Here is a 19,494-nt window from a genome sequence, read left to right as displayed (position 1 = left end):
GAAACTCCCGGTTTATTGCGCCAACTAAAGCGTAGAGACTTGACGGCTATTTCAACGATCAGGAGAGTTCATTGTGATCACTCGCCAACTGGGTCACCACGGTCCGCAGGTTTCTGCCATCGGACTGGGCTGCATGGGAATGTCGGACTTCTACACCACCGGCATCGACGAAAAGGAATCCATCGCCACCTTGCACCGCGCGCTGGAACTGGGTGTCACTTTTTTTGATACCGCTGACATGTATGGCCCGCACACCAACGAGACGTTGCTCGGCCGGGCTCTTGAAGGCAAGCGTGAAGGTATTTACCTGGCCAGCAAGTTCGGCATCGTGCGTGGCGATGACCCGCATGCGCGTGGCGTGAATGGCAGCCCGGCGTACATTCACCAGTCCATCGATGCCAGCCTGAAACGGCTGAATACCGATTATCTTGATCTCTACTATCAGCACCGTGTCGACCCCAATGTGCCCATCGAGGACACCATCGGTGCCATGGCCGAGCTGGTCAAGGCTGGCAAGGTTCGCCATATAGGTATCTGCGAAGCCAGCGCAGCGACCATCGAAAGAGCCCACAACGTGCATCCGCTGGCGGCCGTGCAAAGTGAATATTCGTTATGGTCACGCGATCCGGAGCACGACAATGTGCTCGCCACTTGCCGTCGCCTGGGTATTGCTTTCGTGGCTTACAGCCCGCTGGGCCGTGGTTTTCTGACTGGCGCATTGCGCACCCCGGACGATTTCGCTGCCGATGACTACCGTCGTTTCAGCCCGCGCTTTCAGGGCGAAAACTTCAATCGCAATCTGGCGCTGGTAGAAAAGGTCAAGGCACTGGCTGCGGCCAAAGGCGTCAGCGCGTCGCAACTGGCGCTGGCCTGGGTACTTGCTCAAGGCGACGACATCATTCCGATCCCGGGCACCAAACAGCGCAAGTACCTGGAAAGCAACGTGGCAGCGGCTTCATTGACACTGAGTACCGATGAGCTGGCTCAACTGGATGCGATCTTCCCGGCGCAAGGGGCCGTGTCGGGCGAGCGTTACAGCCCGGAGTCGATGAAGTCGCTCAACGGCTGAAAACGTTTGCGGTTCGAGATCAGGTCGCCTCAGGGCAGGTCTCGGTGCCGTTGTTTAGGCCCTGTTTTTGATTCTTGTAATCGAGCGTGGCCTTGCCATCGACCCATTTCAGGGTGACGACAATCACTGAGTCGAAATCATCGTTCGTCCAGTCATCAAGCAGGTTAGTGCTCTTGCCGGACGCTTCTTCAGCAACCTTGTTGATCAGCTCCGGCAGGTAGCCATGCGACCAGGCGGTGTAGATAACTGCGTTGTGGTACTTGTCCCGCATCAGCTCATCGGCCAGGTCTGCGGTGTCGTTGGCACCAAAGTCGAGGTTGACGGGCAGACCCAGTTTGATTGCGCTGGGCCCTACCGTCATCAGCGGACGCACGTAGTTGTAGGACAGGTCGCCCTCACCCTCTTCCACGTGTCGGCTGGGGTTGGCGGCGAAGATAAAGTCAGCTTTGCCGAATTCCCTGGGCAAGACCTCCGACAGTTCGATGGCCCGGTTGAGCCCTTGGCAGTTCAGTTGCCCCAGCCCCATGGCCGGTTTTTCGGCATGACGAAGAAATACCAGTGTCTGCGTGCCGTTCTTGGGCTCGGCATGAACCCCCTTGCCCATGGTGAACAGGGCCAGGGCAGAAGCCACCAGCAAGGAGGGGAAGAAGCACCATGCGATGCGGCGCTGGAGTCGGGTGATCGAAGGCATTTTCGGCATATTCATTATTTTCTGAGTCCGGTGCGCATTTGAAAGGGATCAGCCATCTGGCTGGTGCGAATACGCAGGCTTATGCAGCTCGCCCCAAGAATTTCTGCGGATCAGTCAAACAAGGGCGCAGTGGGCGCACACTCATGGATCACGCGCGAATCTTAGTGCTCACATGTTTCGAAATTAAGAATGTGGACGATTAGGAGTGTCAAAAAACGATTCTGTTGCAAACCTGGCGAAAAAAATCACCCGAAAAGCAGAAAACTGTCAGAAAATCGTCGAAAAACAGGCCGTGAGCCTTACTGTTTACCAGGCAACAACAGTTCAACACCTTGCTGCCAGATCAACATCACTTACACTGGAAAATTGCCCTGATACCTTGCTGTTCAAGCACCCGGACCCTTGGCACAGAGCATGCAATATTCCATTTGTGAATTTCATGCTCTCTGGACTGCTGTTTTTGAAATATGCAAACCAGTCTTGCAGCCCTTGCCTCCCCGATCTGGACGCTCACTATGCCACAACCCCCTATTTCTTTTTGGTTGCAAACGCCGCGAGCCCTGATTCGCTGGATGGTAACGACCTGCACATTGGCGATTAGCCTGCAGGGAGTAGCACAGGCCGCTGAAACCGCGCCTGCCGAAGTCCGCCTGGATTACGCCTATTATTCGCCGGTCAGCCTGGTGCTCAAGCATTTTGGCTGGCTGGAGAAAGCCCTGCCGGAGGCGAAAGTCACCTGGGTGTTGAGCCAGGGCAGCAACCGCTCGCTGGAATACCTGAACAGTGGCAGCGTCGACTTTGCTTCGTCGGCCAGCCTGTCTGCGGTGCTGGCCCGGGCCAACGGCAGCCCGATCAAATCGGTGTATGTCTACAGCCGGGCAGAATGGACGGCTCTGGTGGTGCGCAAGGATTCTCCCCTGCAATCGGTTGCCGAACTCAAAGGCAAGAAAATCGCCGCCACCAAAGGCACCGACCCTTATCTGTTCACCTTGCGCGCGCTGCAGAAGGCCGGGCTGAAAAAGGATGATGTCGAGTTGCTGCACCTGCAGCATCCCGATGGACGCACCGCCCTCGAAAAAGGCGACGTAGATGCCTGGGCAGGGCTTGACCCGCACATGGCGGCCAGTGAAATACAGTCCGGCTCGCGCCTGCTTTACCGCAACAAGGACTTCAACAGCTATGGCGTACTGAGCGTCACGGAAACCTACGCCAAGGAGCATCCACAGGCGATCAGAACAGTATTGAGCGCTTATGAGCAGGCTCGGGAATGGGCAGTAAAAAATCCTGATGAGCTGGCCAGGCTGCTGGCGACCGAGTCAGGTTTGCCGCTGGAAGTCGCCAGGCTGCAATTGACCCGCACAGACCTGAGCAACCCGCAACTGAGCGCGAAAGACATGGAAGCGTCCAAGGCCGCGGCGCCGATTCTGGTGTCCGAGGACCTGGTGCGCAAAGGCGTAAACGTCGAACAAGTGATCGATCAGTTGATCACGCCAGAGTTTTCCAAAGCCGTGATCGCAACGCCATGACCAGCCCAGACAAGTCCCTGCCTGCCTGTGCGCAGGCGGCCTTGCCTGACAGGGCGCAGCGCACGTTTTGGCAGCGCTACAAAACGCCGCTCAAAGGCCTGGTAGTCCCCGCTGCAATCATTGTTTTGCTGGAAATTATCGTGCGCATCGGCTGGCTGCCCTCCTACCAGATGCCAGCCCCCAGCGAGATCGTGCTGACATTAAGTGATCTGGCCGATGGTGCGTTGTGGAAACACATCAGTGCCAGCCTGTTGCGTGTGCTCAGCGGCTTTGTGATCGGCGCAAGCCTGGCCTTGGTATTTGCTGCGTGGGTGGGGCTCAGTCGTGAGGCGGAGGCGTATCTGGAGCCGACGTTCGCCGGGCTTCGTTCCATCCCCAGCCTGGCCTGGGTGCCGCTTCTACTGCTGTGGCTGGGCATTGGCGAGACCTCCAAGGTTGTGCTGATCGCCATCGGTGCGTTTTTTCCGGTCTACCTCAACGGCGTGGCCGCGATTCGGGGCATTGACCGAAAGCTGGTGGAAGTCGGCAAGATGTATGGCTTCAGCCGCTATCGCCTGACCCGGCGTATTCTTCTGCCCGCCGCCCTGCCCGGCCTGTTCACCGGTTTGCGCAGCGGCATGAGCCTGTCATGGATGTTTCTGGTAGCCGCCGAGCTGATCGCGGCCACCAAAGGCCTGGGCTACCTGCTCAGTGACGGACGCGAAACCTCGCGCCCGGACATCGTGCTGGCGGCCATCATCGTTCTGGCGACACTGGGCAAGTTGAGCGACGGCCTGTTGGCAGGCCTGGAAAAACGCTTTCTGGCCTGGCGGGACACATTCACCGGTCAAAGCCGCGAGGGTCGATAGATGCCGGAATCGTTGATGAACATACGCGTAGACCGCAAAGCATTCGCTGGCAATACCGTACTGCAGGATATCGATCTGTCATTACAGTCAGGTGAGATCGTCAGCCTGCTGGGGCCAAGCGGTTGCGGTAAAAGCACGCTGCTCAGAATTGTCGCCGGGCTGGAGCAGGACTTTCGTGGCTCGGTGGACAACATTGAGGGAGAAGTCGCGTTTGTGTTTCAGGAACCGCGCCTGATGCCCTGGCTGACCGTCGAACAGAATATCGGCTTCAGTGACGATGCCGGCTACGACCGCAGATGGGGCGGTCAATTGATCGAAGAAGTGGGCCTGTCCGGTTTCGCCGATGCCTTGCCAAAAGCATTGTCCGGAGGCATGGCGCAACGCGTGGCCATTGCTCGCGGCCTGTACTCGCACCCTACGGTACTGCTGCTGGATGAGCCTTTCAGCGCAGTGGACGCGTTTACCCGAATGAAGCTTCAGGACCTGCTGCTGCAATTGGCCGAGCGTCACGCTATCACCCTGTTGCTGGTGACTCACGATGTCGACGAGGCGTTGTACCTGAGCGACCGGGTATTAGTGATGGGCAGCCGCCCCGGCACGATCACCCAGCAACTGCCGGTCGGGCTGCAAGCACCAAGGGATCGCCGCGATCCGTTACTGGCTCGACTGAAAGCTCAGGCACTGACCGAGCTGCATCAGGCGCATATCATTTGACGTCGGTCGCCTCGCAGCCTTACTTGTCGGCCTTGAGCTCTTTCCAGAGTCCCTGGCGCAACGCCTCGATATTAACCGGGACCTGAGACATCACGAACAAGCGGCTCAGCATGTCGGCGTCTGGATAGACAGTGGTATCCGTCCACAGGCCGGGATTGATCAGGGCGTCGGCCTTTTCGTTACCGTTGGCGTAATGCACCGTATTGGTAATGTTGGCGATCACTTCCGGGCGCAGCAGGTAGTTCATGAACGCGTAGGCACCTTTGACATCAGGGGCATCAGCCGGGATGGCGATCATGTCAAACCACATTGGCGCGCCCTCCTTTGGAACCACATAGCTGATTGTGATGTTATTGCCCGCTTTTTGGGCCTGCTCCTGCGCCAGGGAAATATCCCCTGAGTAGCCTACTGCCACACAGATCTTGCCCGTAGCGAGGTCGCCAATATAGTCGGCTGAACTGAAATTGCGCACATACGGCCGTACCTCATCCAGCAGCGCCTTGGCCTTTTTGTAGTCGTCCGGCACCTCGCTGTGCGGTGGCAGGCCGAGGTAGTTCAGAGCGATAGGGATCAGCGCCGGTGCGCTGTCCAGAAAAGCGACACCACACTGGGCGAGCTTTTTCATGTTTTCCGGCTTGAGCACCAGATCCCATGAGTCAAGCGGTGTGTCCTTGCCAAGAATGGCCTTGACCTTCGCCATGTCATAGCCGATTCCGGTGCTGCCCCACAGGTAGGGAAACCCATGCTGGTTGCCCGGATCACTGCCCTCCAGTGCCTTGAGCAGAACCGGGTTGAGGTTTTTCCAGTTGGGGAGCTGCCGTTTGTCGAGGGTCTTGAGCAAGCCGTTTTCAATCTGTCGACCCATGAAATGAATGGACGGAAAGACCAGGTCGTACCCGGAATGGCCAGCAATCAGCTTTGTGTTCAGCGTCTCGTTGGTTTCGAAAGTCTCGTAAGAGGTCTTGAAACCGGTGGCCGCTTCAAAATTTTTTAGAGTGTCCGGGGCGATATAATCCGTCCAGTTGTAGATATTGACCGTCTCCGCCGCATGGCTGGTCGAGGCCAGCAACATCAGTGCAGCAAGGGATTTTCTCAGCATTTTCAGCTCCTCGGGTCAATAACGATAGCTTGCCCCAGACCGGGCATGAAAACCACCTTCGTCAAGCAAATTCAGTTCACTACGGGGCCTTCTCCGGGGTGAATGACAAATGCATGGAACGTGCCCATTGATACCTTGCGATGATGACAGCCATATAATTGATTTTTTTGTGCTGCGTCATAAAAAATTTTTCCAGAACGGTGCTGGCGAATGCTATTTTCAGTACTCGTCAGACCGCTCAGCGATCCTGCTGGAAAGCAACCCGACCGACCGATAGTCCGCTGCGCTGATTATCTTCTCGTCATCATGCTTTACCGGACGAATTCTGGCTGTCTGCCTACCCATTGGAGCAAGGGAAATGCTCGATTGATTAAGGTGGGCCATTGTCATGAACAAAGTCACATTCCCCAATGCGTGCCAGCTGATGCGCTGGCACTTCCATCCGGTAGGCTTTGAAGCCTCGATGGATGCTCCCGGCAGCATGATTGCACGACTTTTCGACCGCGCCAGCGGTGAGACAGTCGTCGCCATCGCCGGCCTTCCGTGTTCCACGGTGATGAATGCCGCAGATGTAGAGCGCATCATCGAAGCCATCGAGGATGAGCTGGAATTGTTCGGCACTCATACGCAGCAACAGGTCGCCGGTTTTTCCTGAGATGACAGCCTCAGCCTGTTCGGACTTTACCGCGCAAGTCTTCGAAGAAAGGCTTGTCCTGGGCAATTCTGTCTGAAGCTTTAGGCATCTGGGCACTTTCCCCGCCGCCGGTGCCTTGATCGATATACCAATAGCAATGCCGCGCCGCACGAGTAATGGCGACATAAGCCAGGCGCAAGACTTCATCCTTCTGCGCTGTATCAAAGGGCTGAAGATCGCTCGCATCACCCAGCCCTGCCAAACGGTAAACCTGATTCTTGTAAGGCGAGACAGTCAGATGCTGGCAGTCGCCCAACAAAAACACGGCATCCGCCTGCAAGCCTTTGGAACTGTGGTACGTCAACGTCCTGATGCGACGACCTTGCGCGCCCATCGCCGCATCAGCATCGATCAATGCCTGCAAACGCTCCGAGAACCGGCTTTTCTCGCTGCCTTTGCGGTACAGCAGCAGAATCGAGTCACCGTCGTTGTAGTGCTCGGCTACACGCTCGGCCAGTTCGTCTTCGTCACGATCCAGCACCGTGACCGGCAGCAACTCTTGCGGCATGCCGCTGGCACGAGCCTTCTTGCCCGCAATCGCCGGAGCTGCCCGGACAATATGCTCTGCGGCATCGATAATGTGCTGATGGCTGCGGAAGTTGTCACTGAGCATGACTCTGGTGGTCGCCGGTGACGAAAACTCCCTGGCGAACTCCATGAAATACTTGGGTGAGCTGCCGCGCCAGCCGTAGATCGATTGCCAGTCATCGCCGACACACAGCAGTGATGAATGCTGAGCGATCCGGCCTGTATGCAGAGCAGGACCACGACGCCGGATTTCGCGCAGGCTGGCGCGTATCCATGAGACGATCTGCGGCGACACATCCTGGAACTCGTCGATCATCAAATGCGACAGCGGTCTGAGCATCTGGTCACTGACGTGTTTGAGGTTTTCCGGCGATGTTTCACCGAACAACGCAAACATCCGGTTATAGGTCATGATCGGAGGCGACTGAGCCAGCAGGTGCGTTTCGAAAGCTTTCCAGAACAGACTCAGCGCTTCGAAGAAGAAACGATCCGGGTCGTCGCTGGCAAAGCTCATCTCGGACACGGCATTGGGTACATCCAGTCCCAGGTTCTCGATGAAGCTGGCGGCGGTGACAAAACAGTCCAGTAGCGGCGCAGCACCGAGCTCACCCTTGACCCGATAGTCGAATCCGGGCCCGGCAACCGCGTCGCCCGCCAATGACTGCAATAGCTTGTTGGCAGACTGATAGTTATCCAGCCAGATCAAAGGCTTACTGCAGAAAGCTTGAAACAGAGTGCGCTTTATGACCCCCTCGGCCCACACTGGCAATTTGGCACCCGGCCGCTTGAGTTGCTGGTCTTCACTGGCGTCCAGGCCCAGCACAACCCAGGCATCAAGCTCAGCGATATAGCCGTGAAAACAAAAGGAAAATCCATTTATTTCAACAGCTTGGCGCATAGGCTCAATGCCCTTTATAGGCCATGCTCCTGCGCGAATCCACAAGTCCTCGACGGTGTCACACCACTCTTCATCCCGTTTCGAGGATAGCTCGGTCACCGCGACACGCTTCTGCACGTCAGGATGGTCGCGATCCAGTTCCTTGAGCTGCAAGGCATGGCGATACAGCGGCGCCATGACTTCGCGGAAACGCTCGTTGCCGGCGTACAGATCGCGGTAGCAGAGATTGAGTTGCTGACGCTGCGCATCGTTGATCCGCAGGTCGAAAGGATTGCTGTCCGCCTCTTCCAGGCCGGATGACTGGCTGCTCAGGTTCTCGAACGCCCTGAGCTGCTCAAAACCCGGCAGGCTGCGCACCAGCGGCAGAATACGCGAGTGAAAGGTGCGAACCAGGTCACGAGCCTGTTTCTGCCCCGTCACATGCCCCCACAAGGCCATCACCTCGATCAGCTTGCCGATGAAGTCCTTGCGCGACTCACGGGTGAAGGTCACGACTGTCATCGCATTCAGTTTAAAGCCCAGGTAGTGATGCAACAGCAGAATGCGCAGCACCAGCGATGTGGATTTGCCTGCGCCCGCCCCGGCAATGACGTAGGTAGATGGCGTATCGCTGAAAATCATCTTCCACTGCGCCGTGCTGGGCTGAGCATGCGCAGGGAGCTTTTCGGCGACATCGGCCTTGATACGCTTTTTCAGTTCAGGCGTGAGCGCCAGCCGCCAGTCGTCGAACAGATGGTCGTCAACTCTGGGGCCGCGATGTCGGACAGGCCGGGTATCGTTGATGACCAGCACCTGACGCGCTGCTTCCTCACCATCCAGGTAGCCGTCGGCATAACCCTCGCGCACGCCCTCTATGTGCCCATTCAGATAGCCGTCGGCATGGCCCTGGAACCACGACGGCGTGTGCTGCGAGCCCAACGCTGTAAGGCCGCGGCCCATCAGGCGCGATAACAGACGCCTGAAGAACGGCAGTTGCCGAGGCGGCATGAGATCGACATCCAGGTCATGAGGAAGCGCAGAAGGAAGGTCGTCAGGCACGCAGACTCCGGTGGATGGCTTGCAGGCAAAAAGGTCGCCTATGGTGGCCGGATTTGCGCGCAGGTTCCAGCGAAATGCTTGTCTGTCAGTGCGTTAGCCGATCAACTGCATGTTCCGTCGCAGGTGCCATCAGACTGGCATGACCGATTTTGGTACCAGCGCACCCGGGTGTTGAATCACCACACTGGCCAGACGATGACCTGCTTCGGCAGCCTGTCGCGGGTGTTCCCCCATGAGCCGGGCGGCCAGATAGGCAGCGCTGAACGAGTCCCCTGCTGCCGTGGTATCGACGACACGCTCGACCTTTTGCGACGCAATGTCGAAACGCTCGCCGCCGGCTTCCACAAGACAACTTTGCGCGCCGCGCTTGACGACGATCTCACCGATGCCGCGACCTCGATAGGCCGCCAGTAATTGCTCACTGTCGGCATAACCATAGAGCGCCTGCTCATCGTCTTCTGTGAGCAACGCCAGATCCACATGCTGCAGGCATGCCTGATAGGCCTCGCGAGCCTGCTCCACGCTGGCCCACAGCCGAGGCCGATAGTTATTGTCGAAGGCAACCCTGACCCCACGTTGACGAGCACGGTCCAGTGCTTCCAGCAATCGGGCGCGGCCTTGCTCGCCAAGTACCGCCAGGGTGATACCACTGAAATACAGCACGTCGTAGCTGGCCAGCGCCGCGAGGATCGGCTCGGCCGCAGGCGTCATGAAACAGTCCCGCACGGCGGCTTCGTTGCGCCAGTAGAGGAAACGACGCTCGCCATTGGCATCGGTCTGAATGCAGTAGAGCCCGGGCAAACGCCCCGGCAGGCGTTGCACCTTGCCCAGACCAATGCCCTCATCGGCCCAGATCCGGCACATTGCATCGCTGAAGCTGTCGTCACCCAGCGCCGTGACGTAATCCACCTTGGCCCGCTCACCCAACAATCGGGCAAGGTAAACCGCCGTATTGAGCGTGTCACCGCCGATCAGGGCGACCCGTGGAAGGCTCATGAGACGATTACTCCCGCCAATACCGGAATTAGAAATACGTGCTGAAAGGCTCGATCACTCGCATGTCATTATCCACCAGACAACCTGAACGCCACTTGTCGAAGGTCAGACACGGGTGTGAGGTACCGAAGGAAATGATGTCGCCAACCTTCAACTCGCATCCGGGCGCGACTGTCATGAAAGCGTGCTGATCCATCACAGCGGTCACTTTGCAGGCACTGACGTCGTCGCCTGATGCAGGCTGCACACCCGCCTTGTAACGCAGCAGCGGGTTGGGCAAGCCGGCATCGTAGGCAACGTCGCGCTTGCCCATGGCGATCACCGCAAAACCCGGCTCCGGCATGGACTGCACATGCGCCCAAACCTCCAGCGCAGGGCGCAGCGCTTCGCTCAGCTCGGCACGTCGGTCCAGCACGCAGCACTGCGCGTCCTTGTAGATGCCGTGGTCATGCACCACATAACTGCCGGGGCGCAGCACGCTGAGGAACCGTTCGCGAACGGCCCGGGCATCGAATGCTTCAGCGATCAGGTCGTACCACGCCGAGCCGGATGCAGTGACAATCGGGCGATCCAAAGCGAATGCGCCCTTGTCCTGCAGGTCGACAGCCAGGCGCACCAGCGACGCCGCAAAAGCCTTGATGCCATCGATGGCATGGTCGCCGTGGATGACGCCTTCGTAACCCTCGATACCCGTCAACGCCAGCGCCGGTTGCGCCTGAACAGCATCCGCCAGGGCCAAGACCTGCTCTTCGCTACGACAGCCGCAGCGTCCACCGGGTACGCCATATTCGATCATCACGTTCAGGCGCAGGCCGCGTGCCGCGAAAAACTGGCCCAGTGCAGCGACATTGTCTGGGTGATCGACCATGCAGTGAAACTCGAACATCGGGTCAGCCAACAGATCGGCAATCACCGCCATGTTCGGCGCGCCGACCAGCTGATTGGCCATTAACACCCGCCGTACGCCATGCGCATAAGCGGCCTGGGTCTGGACCGCCGTGGCGAGGGTCATGCCCCATGCGCCCGCGTCCAGCTGTCGCCGAAACAGCGCTGGCACCATGCTGGTCTTGCCATGCGGTGCAAGCTCTGCACCGCTGTCAGTGACAAAACGTTGCATCCAGCGAATATTGTGATCCAGCGCCTGACGATGGATGACCAGTGCAGGCAGGCTGACATCAGTGACCAGGCTGTCGCCCGGCTGTGCAGTGCCCTTGTCCATGACGGCGGTGTCCATGACAGCGATGCTCATCAGTAATCTCCTGCAGTTATTCGTTGATTCGACGAGCCAGGCCGTTGGCGCTGTCGATCAGCACCCGCCGATAGTCGTCGTAATGGGTCTTGGCATCGGCACGCGGCGCGACAATGCACAGGGTTGCGATGCACTGACCGTGCTCGTTTTTCACCGGCGCGGCGAAACAGTGCGTGAAGGTGTCGGCCACGCTATCGAAGGAGAAGAAACCCTCTTCGCCTGCCTTACGGATCTCCCGCAAAAAGGTTTCCAGCGGCAGACGCTCGCCACCCGGGAGGATGAAATCGTCGGGATCAATCAGGTCGATGATCTGCTGATCGCTGAGGTGGCTGAGCAGCAGACGCCCGGAAGCGGTCCACGGGATGGGCGCGTTTTCACCGATGTCCGAGGAAATCCTGAAATGCCGCTCACCCTCTTTCATCAGCGCAACGGTGTATTTCCGGCCATTGAGCAGGCACATCTGCGCGGTTTCTCGCGTCTGGCTGACGATCTCGCCCAGGCAGACTTCCGCCTCGCGAGTGAAATCGAAGTGGCGCAAATGCGCCTGACCGAGAAAGTACAACTGACGGCCAAGGTAGACATGCCCGTCCTTGCTGACCGTCTCCAGAATACGCCGCTCCAGCAGCGACGCCACCAGCTCGTAAACCGTCGATTTGGGGCTGCCGATTCCGCTGGCAATTTCGTTGGGACGCATGGGTCTGGCCTTTTCCTTGAGGAAATCCAGAATATCGAACGCCCGGTCCAGTCCACGTGCCCGGCGCTTGATTGTGTCTTCAGTCATGGCTCATTCCTTAAGTAGAGCTGTAAGCCAGATAACCCGAGGCTTCTGGCTTGAAGCTGCTACTTGCGCCTATAAGCAATACAGTCGATTTCAACCTTGCAGTCGACCATCATGCTGGCCTGCACGCAAGCGCGCGCCGGTGCATGCTCGGGGCTGAAGTATTCACCGAACACCTTGTTGAAACTCCAGAAGTCCCGTGGGTCTTCCAGCCACACACCGACACGTACTACGTCTTCGAGCGCATAACCGGCTTCGTCGAGGATCGCGATCAGGTTACGCATGGTCTGGTGGGTCTGCTCGACGATACCGCCGACGATAATCTCGCCATCCTGCGCAGGCACCTGGCCAGAAACGTGCAACCAGCCGTCGGCCTCGACTGCTCGGGCGAATGGACGTGGCTGGCCGCCCCCTGCGGTGCTGCCTGCGCCATAACGGGTAATAGTCATGAGTTTTTCCTTGTCTTGAAGCATTGGACGTCGTGAAACGTTAAAAACGGATGTTCTTGAGAAACTCGCTCAAGCGCGTCGATTTCGGTTGTTCGAACAGTGTCTTGGGTGGCCCCTGCTCCTCGATGCGCCCCTGATTCATGAATACAATCTGGTCTGAAACCTCATAGGCGAAACGCATTTCGTGAGTCACCAGCAGCATGGTCATGCCGTCTTCGGCCAGGTCCTTGATAACGCTCAGCACTTCGCCGACCAACTCAGGGTCGAGCGCAGAAGTGACTTCATCGAACAACATCAGGCTGGGATTCATGGCAATGGCACGGGCAATTGCGACCCGCTGCTGCTGACCACCGGACAACTGGCCGGGGAAGTGATTGCGGCGCTCCAGCAGCCCGACCCGGTCCAGCCACTTTTCCGCCAGGGCAATGGCCTGATCCTTGGGCATCTTCTTGACCTTGAGCAGGCCCAGGGTCACGTTCTGCAGAGCGCTGAGGTGCGGAAACAGGTTGAATTGCTGAAATGCCATGCCAGTCATTGCCCGGTGCTGTGCAATAACCCGCTCCGGATGACGGGTGCGCTTGCCGTCTACGTCGCTGTAACCGATATCCTGCCCCTCGAGCCGGATATGACCGCCCTGAAACTCTTCCAGCAGATTGACGCAGCGCAGCAAGGTGGTCTTGCCCGAGCCACTGGAACCGATCAGGGTAACAACGTTGCCTTTCTGCATACGCAGATCGACCCCCTTGAGCACTTCCACTGCGCCATAGGACTTGTGCAGGCCTTCGATGCTGAGCAGCGCCGGGCCGGGGGTTGCGGTATGAGTCTGTGTCATGGCAATACCACCCGTTTTTCGATTTGCCGCCCAAGAAGCTCGATGGCGTAATTAATGAGAAAGAACAGAAAACCTGCAAACAGGTAGAACTCCAGGGTCATGAACGTGCGCGCAATCACCTGCTGAGTGCTCAACAACAGTTCAGCCACACCGATGACTGAAAGCAGTGTCGAAGCCTTGACGATCTCGGTCGAGGAATTGACCCACGTCGGCAGGATCTGGCGCATGGCCTGCGGCAACAACACATAGCGCAGCGACTGATTGAAACGCAGCCCGATCGCCTTGCCAGCCTCCAGCTGGCCAGCGGGAATGGCCTGCAGGGCACCGCGCACGATTTCCGATACGTGAGAGCCGCAGAACAACGTCAGGCCTATTGCGCCAGCTTGAAACGCGCTGATTTGCCAGCCCAGTGCTGGCACCATATAAAAGACTGCCAGTACCAGCACGAACACCGGCGTACCGCGTATCAGATCCACATAGAGTCGGATCGGCAACCGTGCGAAGAATCCGCCGTAGGTCAGCACCAGACCGGCCAGCATGCCGATCAACGTGCCCGCAGCAATCGCCAGCGCCGAGCACTGGATACTGGTCAAAAAGCCGGACCAGAGCACTTCTCTCGCGGTCCACAATTCCTGCAACCAGCCAGGGGGTTGATACATGACAGCCTCCTAGCGGCGAATCGCCAGACGTTGTTCGAGGGTGCGCAAGAGCATGGCGATCACATAGCAGGCCACTACGTAGAGTGCAGTGGTCACCAGCCAGGTTTCGATCACACGGTAGCTTTCGACATTGATCTTGCGCGCGTAATAGGTCAGCTCCGGCACCGCAATGGCGGCTGCCAGCGAGGTGTCCTTGAACAGCGAAATGAAATTGTTGGATAGCGCTGGCAACACGTTGCGCAACATCACCGGCACGATGATGTATGCCCTCACCTGCCACTCGCCCAGACCGATGGCCAACCCTGCTTCGCGCTGACCTTTGTGGATGCTCAGCAAACCGGCACGGAAAACTTCGGTCAGATAGGCGCCAGCGTACAGCGACAGCGTGACAATGAACGACGCCAGCTTGTCCAGACGAATGCCCAGCCCGGGCAAGGCGAAGTAGATCAGCAGGATCAACACCAGAATGGGCGTGTTGCGCACCACGGTGACGTAGATCGACGCGACAATGCGCAGTGCCTTGTAACGTGACAGCAGCGCAAATGCATTTGCCAACCCGATCACACAGCCGATGGCGATCGAGATCAGGGCCAGTTCCAGCCCCAGGCCCAAGCCCGCCAGCAAGCTGGGGAAGTCACGCCATACGGCATCAAAATTCAATTGATAATTCATGCTTGCCCGTACCTGGCAGGGAAAGCCCGAAGGCCTGCCCTGCCCTTGAAGGTCAGAGTGGACTTATTTGTATTCCATCGGGAAACCGATTGCAGGCACAGGCAGATCGACACCGAACCATTGCTTGAACGAGGCGGCGTAAGCCGGGAACTCGACACCGGTCATGGCTTCATGCAAGGCGGTGTTGACGAAGTTCAACCAGTCCTGATCGCCACGTTTGACGGCACAAGCGTAGGTTTGCGGGCTCCAGGCAAAAGCCGGCGAGCGGTAGCGGCCAGGGTTCTGAACCATCAGATACTTCACTGAAGACTGGTCGGTGGCGGCCGTGTCGGCGCGGCCCGAGTTGATCGCCTGGTACATCAGGTCGACGCTGTCGTACTGATCGACCTTGGCTTTGGGCAGCGCCTGATGCACCAGCTCTTCGGCATATACGTTCTGCAGCACGGCAACCGTCACTCCGTCGCCCGCGGCTTTAAGGTCATCTATTTCCTTGTATTTGCTGTTGGCAGGCAGCAACAACGCTACGCCTTCGCGGTAGTACGGCAAGGTGAACGCCACCTGCTGTGCACGACTGGCGGTAACGGTGATGAACTGGCAACTGATGTCGACCTTGTCGGTCAGCAGGTTGGGAATTCGCGCATCCGAGGACTGCACCACGAACTCGACCTTGCTCGGGTCATTGAACAGGCCCTTGGCGATGATCCTGCCGATGTCGATATCGAAACCCTGCAACTTGCCGTCCGCTCCCTGAAAATGCCACGGGGCATTGGTACTGCCTGTACCCACCACCAGATTGCCACGTTTCAATACTGCATCCAGCTTGCTGCCTTCGGCGGCCTGAGCCGCGTTGGCCAGCGTGAATGAGGCTGCAAGGACAAATGCACAAGCTTTCACAAAAGAAGGTCCGCGATGCATGACATAGACTCCGCCGAAGTATTTTTATTCCGCTATAGCGGACAATGGTATGTAACAACGGAATAGACAGCAGAAAGTGTGCCATACGAGGCCTGCGAAAAACACCGCATAAAAATGTCGAGGCAAATCAAAAGGCTGGAGATGAAGGAGTTGATGGCTGGGTGATATTACGGCTTGAGGGCATCGCTACCATTTGTCACGTTTGAGTGGTAAGGCCCCACTCTTGTGCGCGCGCGCTGTCGAGTACGCAGTACTGGTGCAGGCGCAATGGTCGCGCCGCAGTGATGATAGGGGGGCAAAGCGCCACGAACTACTTGCCAATGCGGGAGCATTGGCAAGAGATTCAGTCAGAGGCAGGTAGCAATCGCAGCAGATCGCAAGGCGGACTGGGTATCGCCCTGCGGGGCGTAGAACTCGACAGCAGTGGCAGGACCTTTGGCGTGTACGTCTGCGAAATACCTGGATTCGGTAGTGAACACGGTGAAGCCGCCACCGGAAAGATCATGCAGGAACACATCTGAAGATGTGCCAAACATCGCTTCGTTCTGCCAGGTCACCTGAATGCACTGGGCAACGGCGGCATCCTGTTTGGCACTCGACAGGACCTTGAATGGCCCTGCCGCACGTGCTGAGTTTGAAGGCGCTGCGCACCCGGCCAGAACCGTTGCCGCAATCACCGTTGCGCTCGTCAAAAACAGAAGCTTCATGTCGTGCCTTCGCTAATGAAAAAGCCGATTCTAGCACTGCACGGGCCTATTACCCCTCAGCCAATTGCTCTTCGTATTCCTTCACGTATTCGCCAGCCAGGCTCTGTTTCTGCTTTTCATCAAGTAACTTGCCCGCCATCTGAAAGAACTTCTGCTCTTCTTCCTTCAAGTGGTGATGCACTTTTTCCGACAGCTTTTTCGCAGTCGCCAGCCAGGCCGGGCTCGACATCTCGGTTTCATCGAGCTCTTCCATCATCTCGTCCATTTCATGATGCTCGGAAATGGCATGGCGACTGAGGTCCACGCCGTTGTCGTGGGCCATCAGGGGAATGTAGAAAAACCGCTCTTCGGCTGTCTCGTGAGCCTGAAGCTCATCCTTGAGCTGTTTGTAGGCTTTTTCCCGTTCGACACTGTCGCCGCTGGTCTGGATCAGTGCGTCAGCGTAACCGCGCTGACGATCATGGCTTTCACGCAATGCTTCAAAGATATTCAAGGTCTTGTCTCCAGGTCGGCTTCCGGGAGCTGGAAGCATTGTGGACTAGACCCCTGGCGAAGATCAGCAGTTCCGAGAAATGCTGGCAAATGACTACTGCGCAATAACCGCAGGCTCAGGCCAGCTCGAAAACCACATCCTGAGCGCCTTCCCAAAGCGTCTTGACGCCCAGTTTGCGCAGGTTTTCCTTGCCTTGAGTGATGGTCAGAAAGTGATTGCCGGCCAGTTGCCCCATCTTGCTGGCGAAACAGCACGAACCGTACGCCAGGATAATCTCGGTTTCGCTGTAACCACCCGGATAAAACAGAATGTCGCCCACAGAAGGATGACTCGTTGCGTTCTCGAAACCGATCAACGTGTCATTCAGCTTCAGTTGATAATCATCCAGCGGCACCCAGCAGCCTTCGCCACTCCAGCGCACATGGATGAATTTCTGCCGATAAGGCAGCAGCTTGAGAAACGCTTCCACCGTTTGCGGCGCATCCGGATTGGCTTCGGCCAGAAACTCGTATCCGCCCGCGGTAATTTTGATGGTGGTCACTGCAACGACTCCTTGAAGGCAACAATGCTCAGAATGATGCGCAAGGATAAACGCGAGTCTTGTGAGGCGTCACGGAGTTCCGCTGCGCTCACAGGGACACACATCTGCAATCGTTGATCAAACAGAATTCCGCGTCAGATTTGACCCGCCGAGCAGTTTGGCGAATAGCCTATTCTCATGCGTTTCGCCCTGAAACTCATAACGTGGCGAACCTTTCACTTCATGACCCTGCCGCGGGTAAAACCCCAACGCGCGCGGGTTGCCAACCCAGACAGTCGCCCACATCAACGCCGCCTTTCTGGCCGTAGCGCGCTGCTCGGCGGCTTCGAGTAGCAGTCGCCCTGCTCCACATCCAGTGAAACGTTCCTGCACATAGAGGCGTTGCAACTCGGCAGCCGTCGATATGCCAAGCATCGGGTGATCGACGCACAGCGTAACCTGAGCGAAGCCGATCAGATGCCCTAGAGATTCAGCCACGATAATGAGCGTTTCCGGTTTGCCAAGCAGATGCGCAAACGCCTGCGGGGAGAACGCGTCGAGGGCTTCGCGTGCGATGGACTCACGGATGCCCTGCGTTGCGTAGGTGTCGAGAAAGACCTGCATGCCCAGCGCGCTCAGGCATATAGCGTCAGCGGGCACTGCTTCACGCAGGGCAATCGTCGATAAGAGAGGTTTGATTATCAAACAGGCAGGCCCCGGGTCAGGCAAACAGACACGCGAATCATACCCGACACACGGCCTGGCCCGGCAACAAGGCCGGGGCAAGCCGCCAGATCAGTCTCAGCGACCGGTCATGAGCGATTGCAGGCGAGCCTGAGCCTGCTGAGCGTTTTTGCCCTGCTCGTTCAGCTCTTGCAGCAATTTGTTGAGTTCAGCCTGTACGACCGGGTCCTTGACGGTTATCGCCGAACCGGAGATATCGATTTGCGATTTGTGCGCGCCCACATAATCGGCAACCTTGAGGCCGCTCGAAAACGTGCCCTTTATTTGCGGCAAGACTTCACGGAACGTGTTGGCGGGCACGCTCACAGTCCGGTCATAAGCCTTGTCATAAACGACTTTCAAGTCATCGGGCTGCTTGAGTTTGGCATGTGCCGCATCGGCCTTGCCCTGCTCGATGGTCAACTTCTCGCCGACTTCATCCAGACCTGTCTGCACGGCAGCCAGGTCTGCGCGACGTTGAATGACATCGCTTACCGAGCGAAAGGATCCTTTCTGCATCAAGCCAGCGAGAGGCTGCACTGCAGTGTCCATGCCCGCGCCGAAGTCGGAAATAACGGCATAGTGCGAGCTGTAGTCACCAAAGTCTTTCTTTTCATCGTCCGTCAGTTTGGGAACGTGCACACCTGGCTTGTCGATAATTCGGGTTTGCAGGAACTGAGTGAACGCAGTGCGTTGTTCGGGCTCCTTATCCCCGCAGCCAGTCAGCAACAGGGGTAAAGCAACAGCCAGCAGCAAGACTGGACGGAAAAGGGACTTCATGTCAGGAACCTCCGGGTGATGAGAATGCGCGCTCATAGACACGGCCCGATGAACGCGAGCGTGCTTATAGTCTCGTCATCACCTCATCTAGTTCCGCGACGGGTGAATTTTGAGAAGTCCCGTCCCCAGACCGGCTCACGGAAAATCCGCTCCTTCTCAGCTATTTGAGTCAACAAACGCGAGTACTTCATAGCTTCGCCGCGACAGCACTAGCCAGGCAAAAGCTCGCCTCGCGGCCCCCGCCAGGAAAGTTCATTAAAATTTCTTCATGAGGTGAAGCGTTTCAGCGGCTAGTCTTCAGCGGACCGACAAAGTGAACAACAGGAGTCAATCACTATGTTTGCACACGAGGGCCTGGGCCTGATCCTTGTCTCCATCGTCTTTCTGCTCGGAGCGATTGCGATGTTCATTCACCCTTTCCACGCGCTGGGGAGCTGGTGCAGGAGGAAGCGGCAGGAACGGAAATCCGATTAGCTATCAATAAATTCGCCACAACAAGGAGGCCCGGTAATAGCCGGGCCTTGCAGCCTCACCCTCTCCCGCCTTCCTTCCCCCGCACAGCGCCAAGACTGTGTGCATACACAGTATTGTTGCGTTAAGTGCATCTAGCGGCAGG

Annotated in this window: 22 protein-coding genes; 6 read left to right on the top strand and 16 right to left on the bottom strand. The window is 57.5% G+C overall.

Features of this window, described 5'->3' with window-relative positions:
* Positions 1-73: 73 nt before the first annotated feature.
* Positions 74-1,069, top strand: coding sequence for an aldo/keto reductase (locus tag AC4ANE_RS14225; protein WP_031594791.1), 996 nt, complete (start codon positions 74-76; stop codon positions 1,067-1,069).
* A gap of 19 nt (positions 1,070-1,088) precedes the next feature.
* Here the strand turns inward: AC4ANE_RS14225 and AC4ANE_RS14220 are convergent, their stop codons facing one another.
* Positions 1,089-1,775, bottom strand: coding sequence for a hypothetical protein (locus AC4ANE_RS14220; RefSeq protein WP_002553713.1), 687 nt, complete (start codon positions 1,773-1,775; stop codon positions 1,089-1,091).
* A gap of 190 nt (positions 1,776-1,965) precedes the next feature.
* Here AC4ANE_RS14220 and AC4ANE_RS14215 point away from each other — a divergent pair, with 190 nt between their 5' ends.
* Genes AC4ANE_RS14215 through AC4ANE_RS14200 form a run of 4 tightly spaced genes read left to right on the top strand, consistent with a single transcriptional unit; the run spans position 1,966 to position 4,848 of the window.
* Positions 1,966-2,361 carry a hypothetical protein gene (locus AC4ANE_RS14215; RefSeq protein ID WP_154618438.1) on the top strand — a complete coding sequence of 132 codons (396 nt, stop codon included), beginning with the start codon at positions 1,966-1,968 and terminating at the stop codon, positions 2,359-2,361.
* Positions 2,276-3,286, top strand: coding sequence for an aliphatic sulfonate ABC transporter substrate-binding protein (locus AC4ANE_RS14210; protein WP_002553712.1), 1,011 nt, complete (start codon positions 2,276-2,278; stop codon positions 3,284-3,286). Before AC4ANE_RS14215 ends, AC4ANE_RS14210 begins: the two co-directional genes overlap by 86 nt.
* Positions 3,283-4,134, top strand: a complete 852-nt coding sequence (locus tag AC4ANE_RS14205) for an ABC transporter permease (RefSeq protein ID WP_031594790.1) — start codon at positions 3,283-3,285, stop codon at positions 4,132-4,134. Before AC4ANE_RS14210 ends, AC4ANE_RS14205 begins: the two co-directional genes overlap by 4 nt.
* Complete coding sequence (locus AC4ANE_RS14200; RefSeq protein ID WP_002553710.1) at positions 4,135-4,848, top strand: ABC transporter ATP-binding protein; 714 nt, start codon at positions 4,135-4,137, stop codon at positions 4,846-4,848.
* A gap of 19 nt (positions 4,849-4,867) precedes the next feature.
* On the opposite strand, the gene AC4ANE_RS14195 is transcribed toward AC4ANE_RS14200, so the two are convergent.
* Positions 4,868-5,947, bottom strand: a complete 1,080-nt coding sequence (locus AC4ANE_RS14195) for a polyamine ABC transporter substrate-binding protein (protein ID WP_002553709.1) — start codon at positions 5,945-5,947, stop codon at positions 4,868-4,870.
* Between the two features lie 388 nt (positions 5,948-6,335).
* Between AC4ANE_RS14195 and AC4ANE_RS14190 the strand changes: the two genes are divergently transcribed.
* Positions 6,336-6,602, top strand: a complete 267-nt coding sequence (locus AC4ANE_RS14190) for a DUF1652 domain-containing protein (RefSeq protein WP_002553708.1) — start codon at positions 6,336-6,338, stop codon at positions 6,600-6,602.
* Positions 6,603-6,612: 10 nt separating this feature from the next.
* On the opposite strand, the gene AC4ANE_RS14185 is transcribed toward AC4ANE_RS14190, so the two are convergent.
* The 14 genes from AC4ANE_RS14185 to AC4ANE_RS14120 form a co-directional block, all read right to left on the bottom strand.
* Positions 6,613-9,105: a UvrD-helicase domain-containing protein gene (locus AC4ANE_RS14185; RefSeq protein ID WP_002553707.1), complete on the bottom strand. Its 2,493-nt coding sequence runs from the start codon at positions 9,103-9,105 to the stop codon at positions 6,613-6,615.
* Between the two features lie 129 nt (positions 9,106-9,234).
* Positions 9,235-10,101, bottom strand: a complete 867-nt coding sequence (locus AC4ANE_RS14180; RefSeq protein WP_460408365.1) for a sugar kinase — start codon at positions 10,099-10,101, stop codon at positions 9,235-9,237.
* 28 nt (positions 10,102-10,129) lie between these two features.
* On the bottom strand, positions 10,130-11,335 hold the full coding sequence (locus AC4ANE_RS14175; protein ID WP_002553705.1) for an amino acid deaminase: 1,206 nt from the start codon (positions 11,333-11,335) through the stop codon (positions 10,130-10,132).
* A 31-nt stretch (positions 11,336-11,366) separates the two neighbouring features.
* Positions 11,367-12,131 (bottom strand): IclR family transcriptional regulator, encoded by a 765-nt coding sequence (locus AC4ANE_RS14170; RefSeq protein ID WP_002553704.1) that lies wholly within the window; start codon positions 12,129-12,131, stop codon positions 11,367-11,369.
* A 59-nt stretch (positions 12,132-12,190) separates the two neighbouring features.
* Positions 12,191-12,577, bottom strand: coding sequence for a RidA family protein (locus tag AC4ANE_RS14165; RefSeq protein WP_002553703.1), 387 nt, complete (start codon positions 12,575-12,577; stop codon positions 12,191-12,193).
* A 40-nt stretch (positions 12,578-12,617) separates the two neighbouring features.
* Entirely contained in the window at positions 12,618-13,409 is a 792-nt protein-coding gene (locus AC4ANE_RS14160) for an amino acid ABC transporter ATP-binding protein (RefSeq protein WP_002553702.1), read from the bottom strand.
* Positions 13,406-14,068: an amino acid ABC transporter permease gene (locus AC4ANE_RS14155; protein WP_002553701.1), complete on the bottom strand. Its 663-nt coding sequence runs from the start codon at positions 14,066-14,068 to the stop codon at positions 13,406-13,408. The genes AC4ANE_RS14160 and AC4ANE_RS14155 overlap by 4 nt, the downstream gene beginning before the upstream one ends.
* A 9-nt stretch (positions 14,069-14,077) precedes the next feature.
* Entirely contained in the window at positions 14,078-14,740 is a 663-nt protein-coding gene (locus AC4ANE_RS14150) for an amino acid ABC transporter permease (protein WP_002553700.1), read from the bottom strand.
* A 63-nt stretch (positions 14,741-14,803) separates the two neighbouring features.
* The gene (locus AC4ANE_RS14145) at positions 14,804-15,655 is read right to left on the bottom strand and encodes a transporter substrate-binding protein (protein ID WP_002553699.1); all 852 of its coding nucleotides are present in this window, start codon (positions 15,653-15,655) and stop codon (positions 14,804-14,806) included.
* A gap of 347 nt (positions 15,656-16,002) precedes the next feature.
* Positions 16,003-16,362, bottom strand: coding sequence for a hypothetical protein (locus AC4ANE_RS14140; protein WP_002553698.1), 360 nt, complete (start codon positions 16,360-16,362; stop codon positions 16,003-16,005).
* A 49-nt stretch (positions 16,363-16,411) separates the two neighbouring features.
* Complete coding sequence (locus AC4ANE_RS14135; protein WP_002553697.1) at positions 16,412-16,855, bottom strand: hemerythrin domain-containing protein; 444 nt, start codon at positions 16,853-16,855, stop codon at positions 16,412-16,414.
* A 115-nt stretch (positions 16,856-16,970) separates the two neighbouring features.
* Positions 16,971-17,396: a DUF3830 family protein gene (locus tag AC4ANE_RS14130; RefSeq protein ID WP_002553696.1), complete on the bottom strand. Its 426-nt coding sequence runs from the start codon at positions 17,394-17,396 to the stop codon at positions 16,971-16,973.
* Positions 17,397-17,513: 117 nt separating this feature from the next.
* Complete coding sequence (locus tag AC4ANE_RS14125; protein ID WP_161938528.1) at positions 17,514-18,080, bottom strand: GNAT family N-acetyltransferase; 567 nt, start codon at positions 18,078-18,080, stop codon at positions 17,514-17,516.
* A 96-nt stretch (positions 18,081-18,176) separates the two neighbouring features.
* Positions 18,177-18,878, bottom strand: a complete 702-nt coding sequence (locus tag AC4ANE_RS14120) for a DUF3053 domain-containing protein (protein WP_002553694.1) — start codon at positions 18,876-18,878, stop codon at positions 18,177-18,179.
* Positions 18,879-19,494: the final 616 nt, after the last annotated feature.

The sequence above is a fragment of the Pseudomonas sp. Pme6b genome (assembly GCF_058129925.1).
Note: the sequence above shows the minus strand (reverse complement) of the source record. Positions and strands in the feature narration are given on the sequence as shown.

Bases quoted from the DNA above. Each gene is read 5' to 3' on its own strand.
- AC4ANE_RS14140 (WP_002553698.1), bottom strand. From the start codon at position 16,362: ATGAAGCTTCTGTTTTTGACGAGCGCAACGGTGATTGCGGCAACGGTT.
- AC4ANE_RS14155 (WP_002553701.1), bottom strand. From the start codon at position 14,068: ATGTATCAACCCCCTGGCTGGTTGCAGGAATTGTGGACCGCGAGAGAA.
- AC4ANE_RS14175 (WP_002553705.1), bottom strand. From the start codon at position 11,335: ATGGACACCGCCGTCATGGACAAGGGCACTGCACAGCCGGGCGACAGC.
- AC4ANE_RS14210 (WP_002553712.1), top strand. From the start codon at position 2,276: ATGCCACAACCCCCTATTTCTTTTTGGTTGCAAACGCCGCGAGCCCTG.
- AC4ANE_RS14200 (WP_002553710.1), top strand. From the start codon at position 4,135: ATGCCGGAATCGTTGATGAACATACGCGTAGACCGCAAAGCATTCGCT.
- AC4ANE_RS14205 (WP_031594790.1), top strand. From the start codon at position 3,283: ATGACCAGCCCAGACAAGTCCCTGCCTGCCTGTGCGCAGGCGGCCTTG.
- AC4ANE_RS14120 (WP_002553694.1), bottom strand. From the start codon at position 18,878: ATGAAGTCCCTTTTCCGTCCAGTCTTGCTGCTGGCTGTTGCTTTACCC.
- AC4ANE_RS14145 (WP_002553699.1), bottom strand. From the start codon at position 15,655: ATGCATCGCGGACCTTCTTTTGTGAAAGCTTGTGCATTTGTCCTTGCA.
- AC4ANE_RS14195 (WP_002553709.1), bottom strand. From the start codon at position 5,947: ATGCTGAGAAAATCCCTTGCTGCACTGATGTTGCTGGCCTCGACCAGC.
- AC4ANE_RS14190 (WP_002553708.1), top strand. From the start codon at position 6,336: ATGAACAAAGTCACATTCCCCAATGCGTGCCAGCTGATGCGCTGGCAC.
- AC4ANE_RS14180 (WP_460408365.1), bottom strand. From the start codon at position 10,101: ATGAGCCTTCCACGGGTCGCCCTGATCGGCGGTGACACGCTCAATACG.
- AC4ANE_RS14170 (WP_002553704.1), bottom strand. From the start codon at position 12,131: ATGACTGAAGACACAATCAAGCGCCGGGCACGTGGACTGGACCGGGCG.
- AC4ANE_RS14160 (WP_002553702.1), bottom strand. From the start codon at position 13,409: ATGACACAGACTCATACCGCAACCCCCGGCCCGGCGCTGCTCAGCATC.
- AC4ANE_RS14150 (WP_002553700.1), bottom strand. From the start codon at position 14,740: ATGAATTATCAATTGAATTTTGATGCCGTATGGCGTGACTTCCCCAGC.
- AC4ANE_RS14165 (WP_002553703.1), bottom strand. From the start codon at position 12,577: ATGACTATTACCCGTTATGGCGCAGGCAGCACCGCAGGGGGCGGCCAG.
- AC4ANE_RS14220 (WP_002553713.1), bottom strand. From the start codon at position 1,775: ATGAATATGCCGAAAATGCCTTCGATCACCCGACTCCAGCGCCGCATC.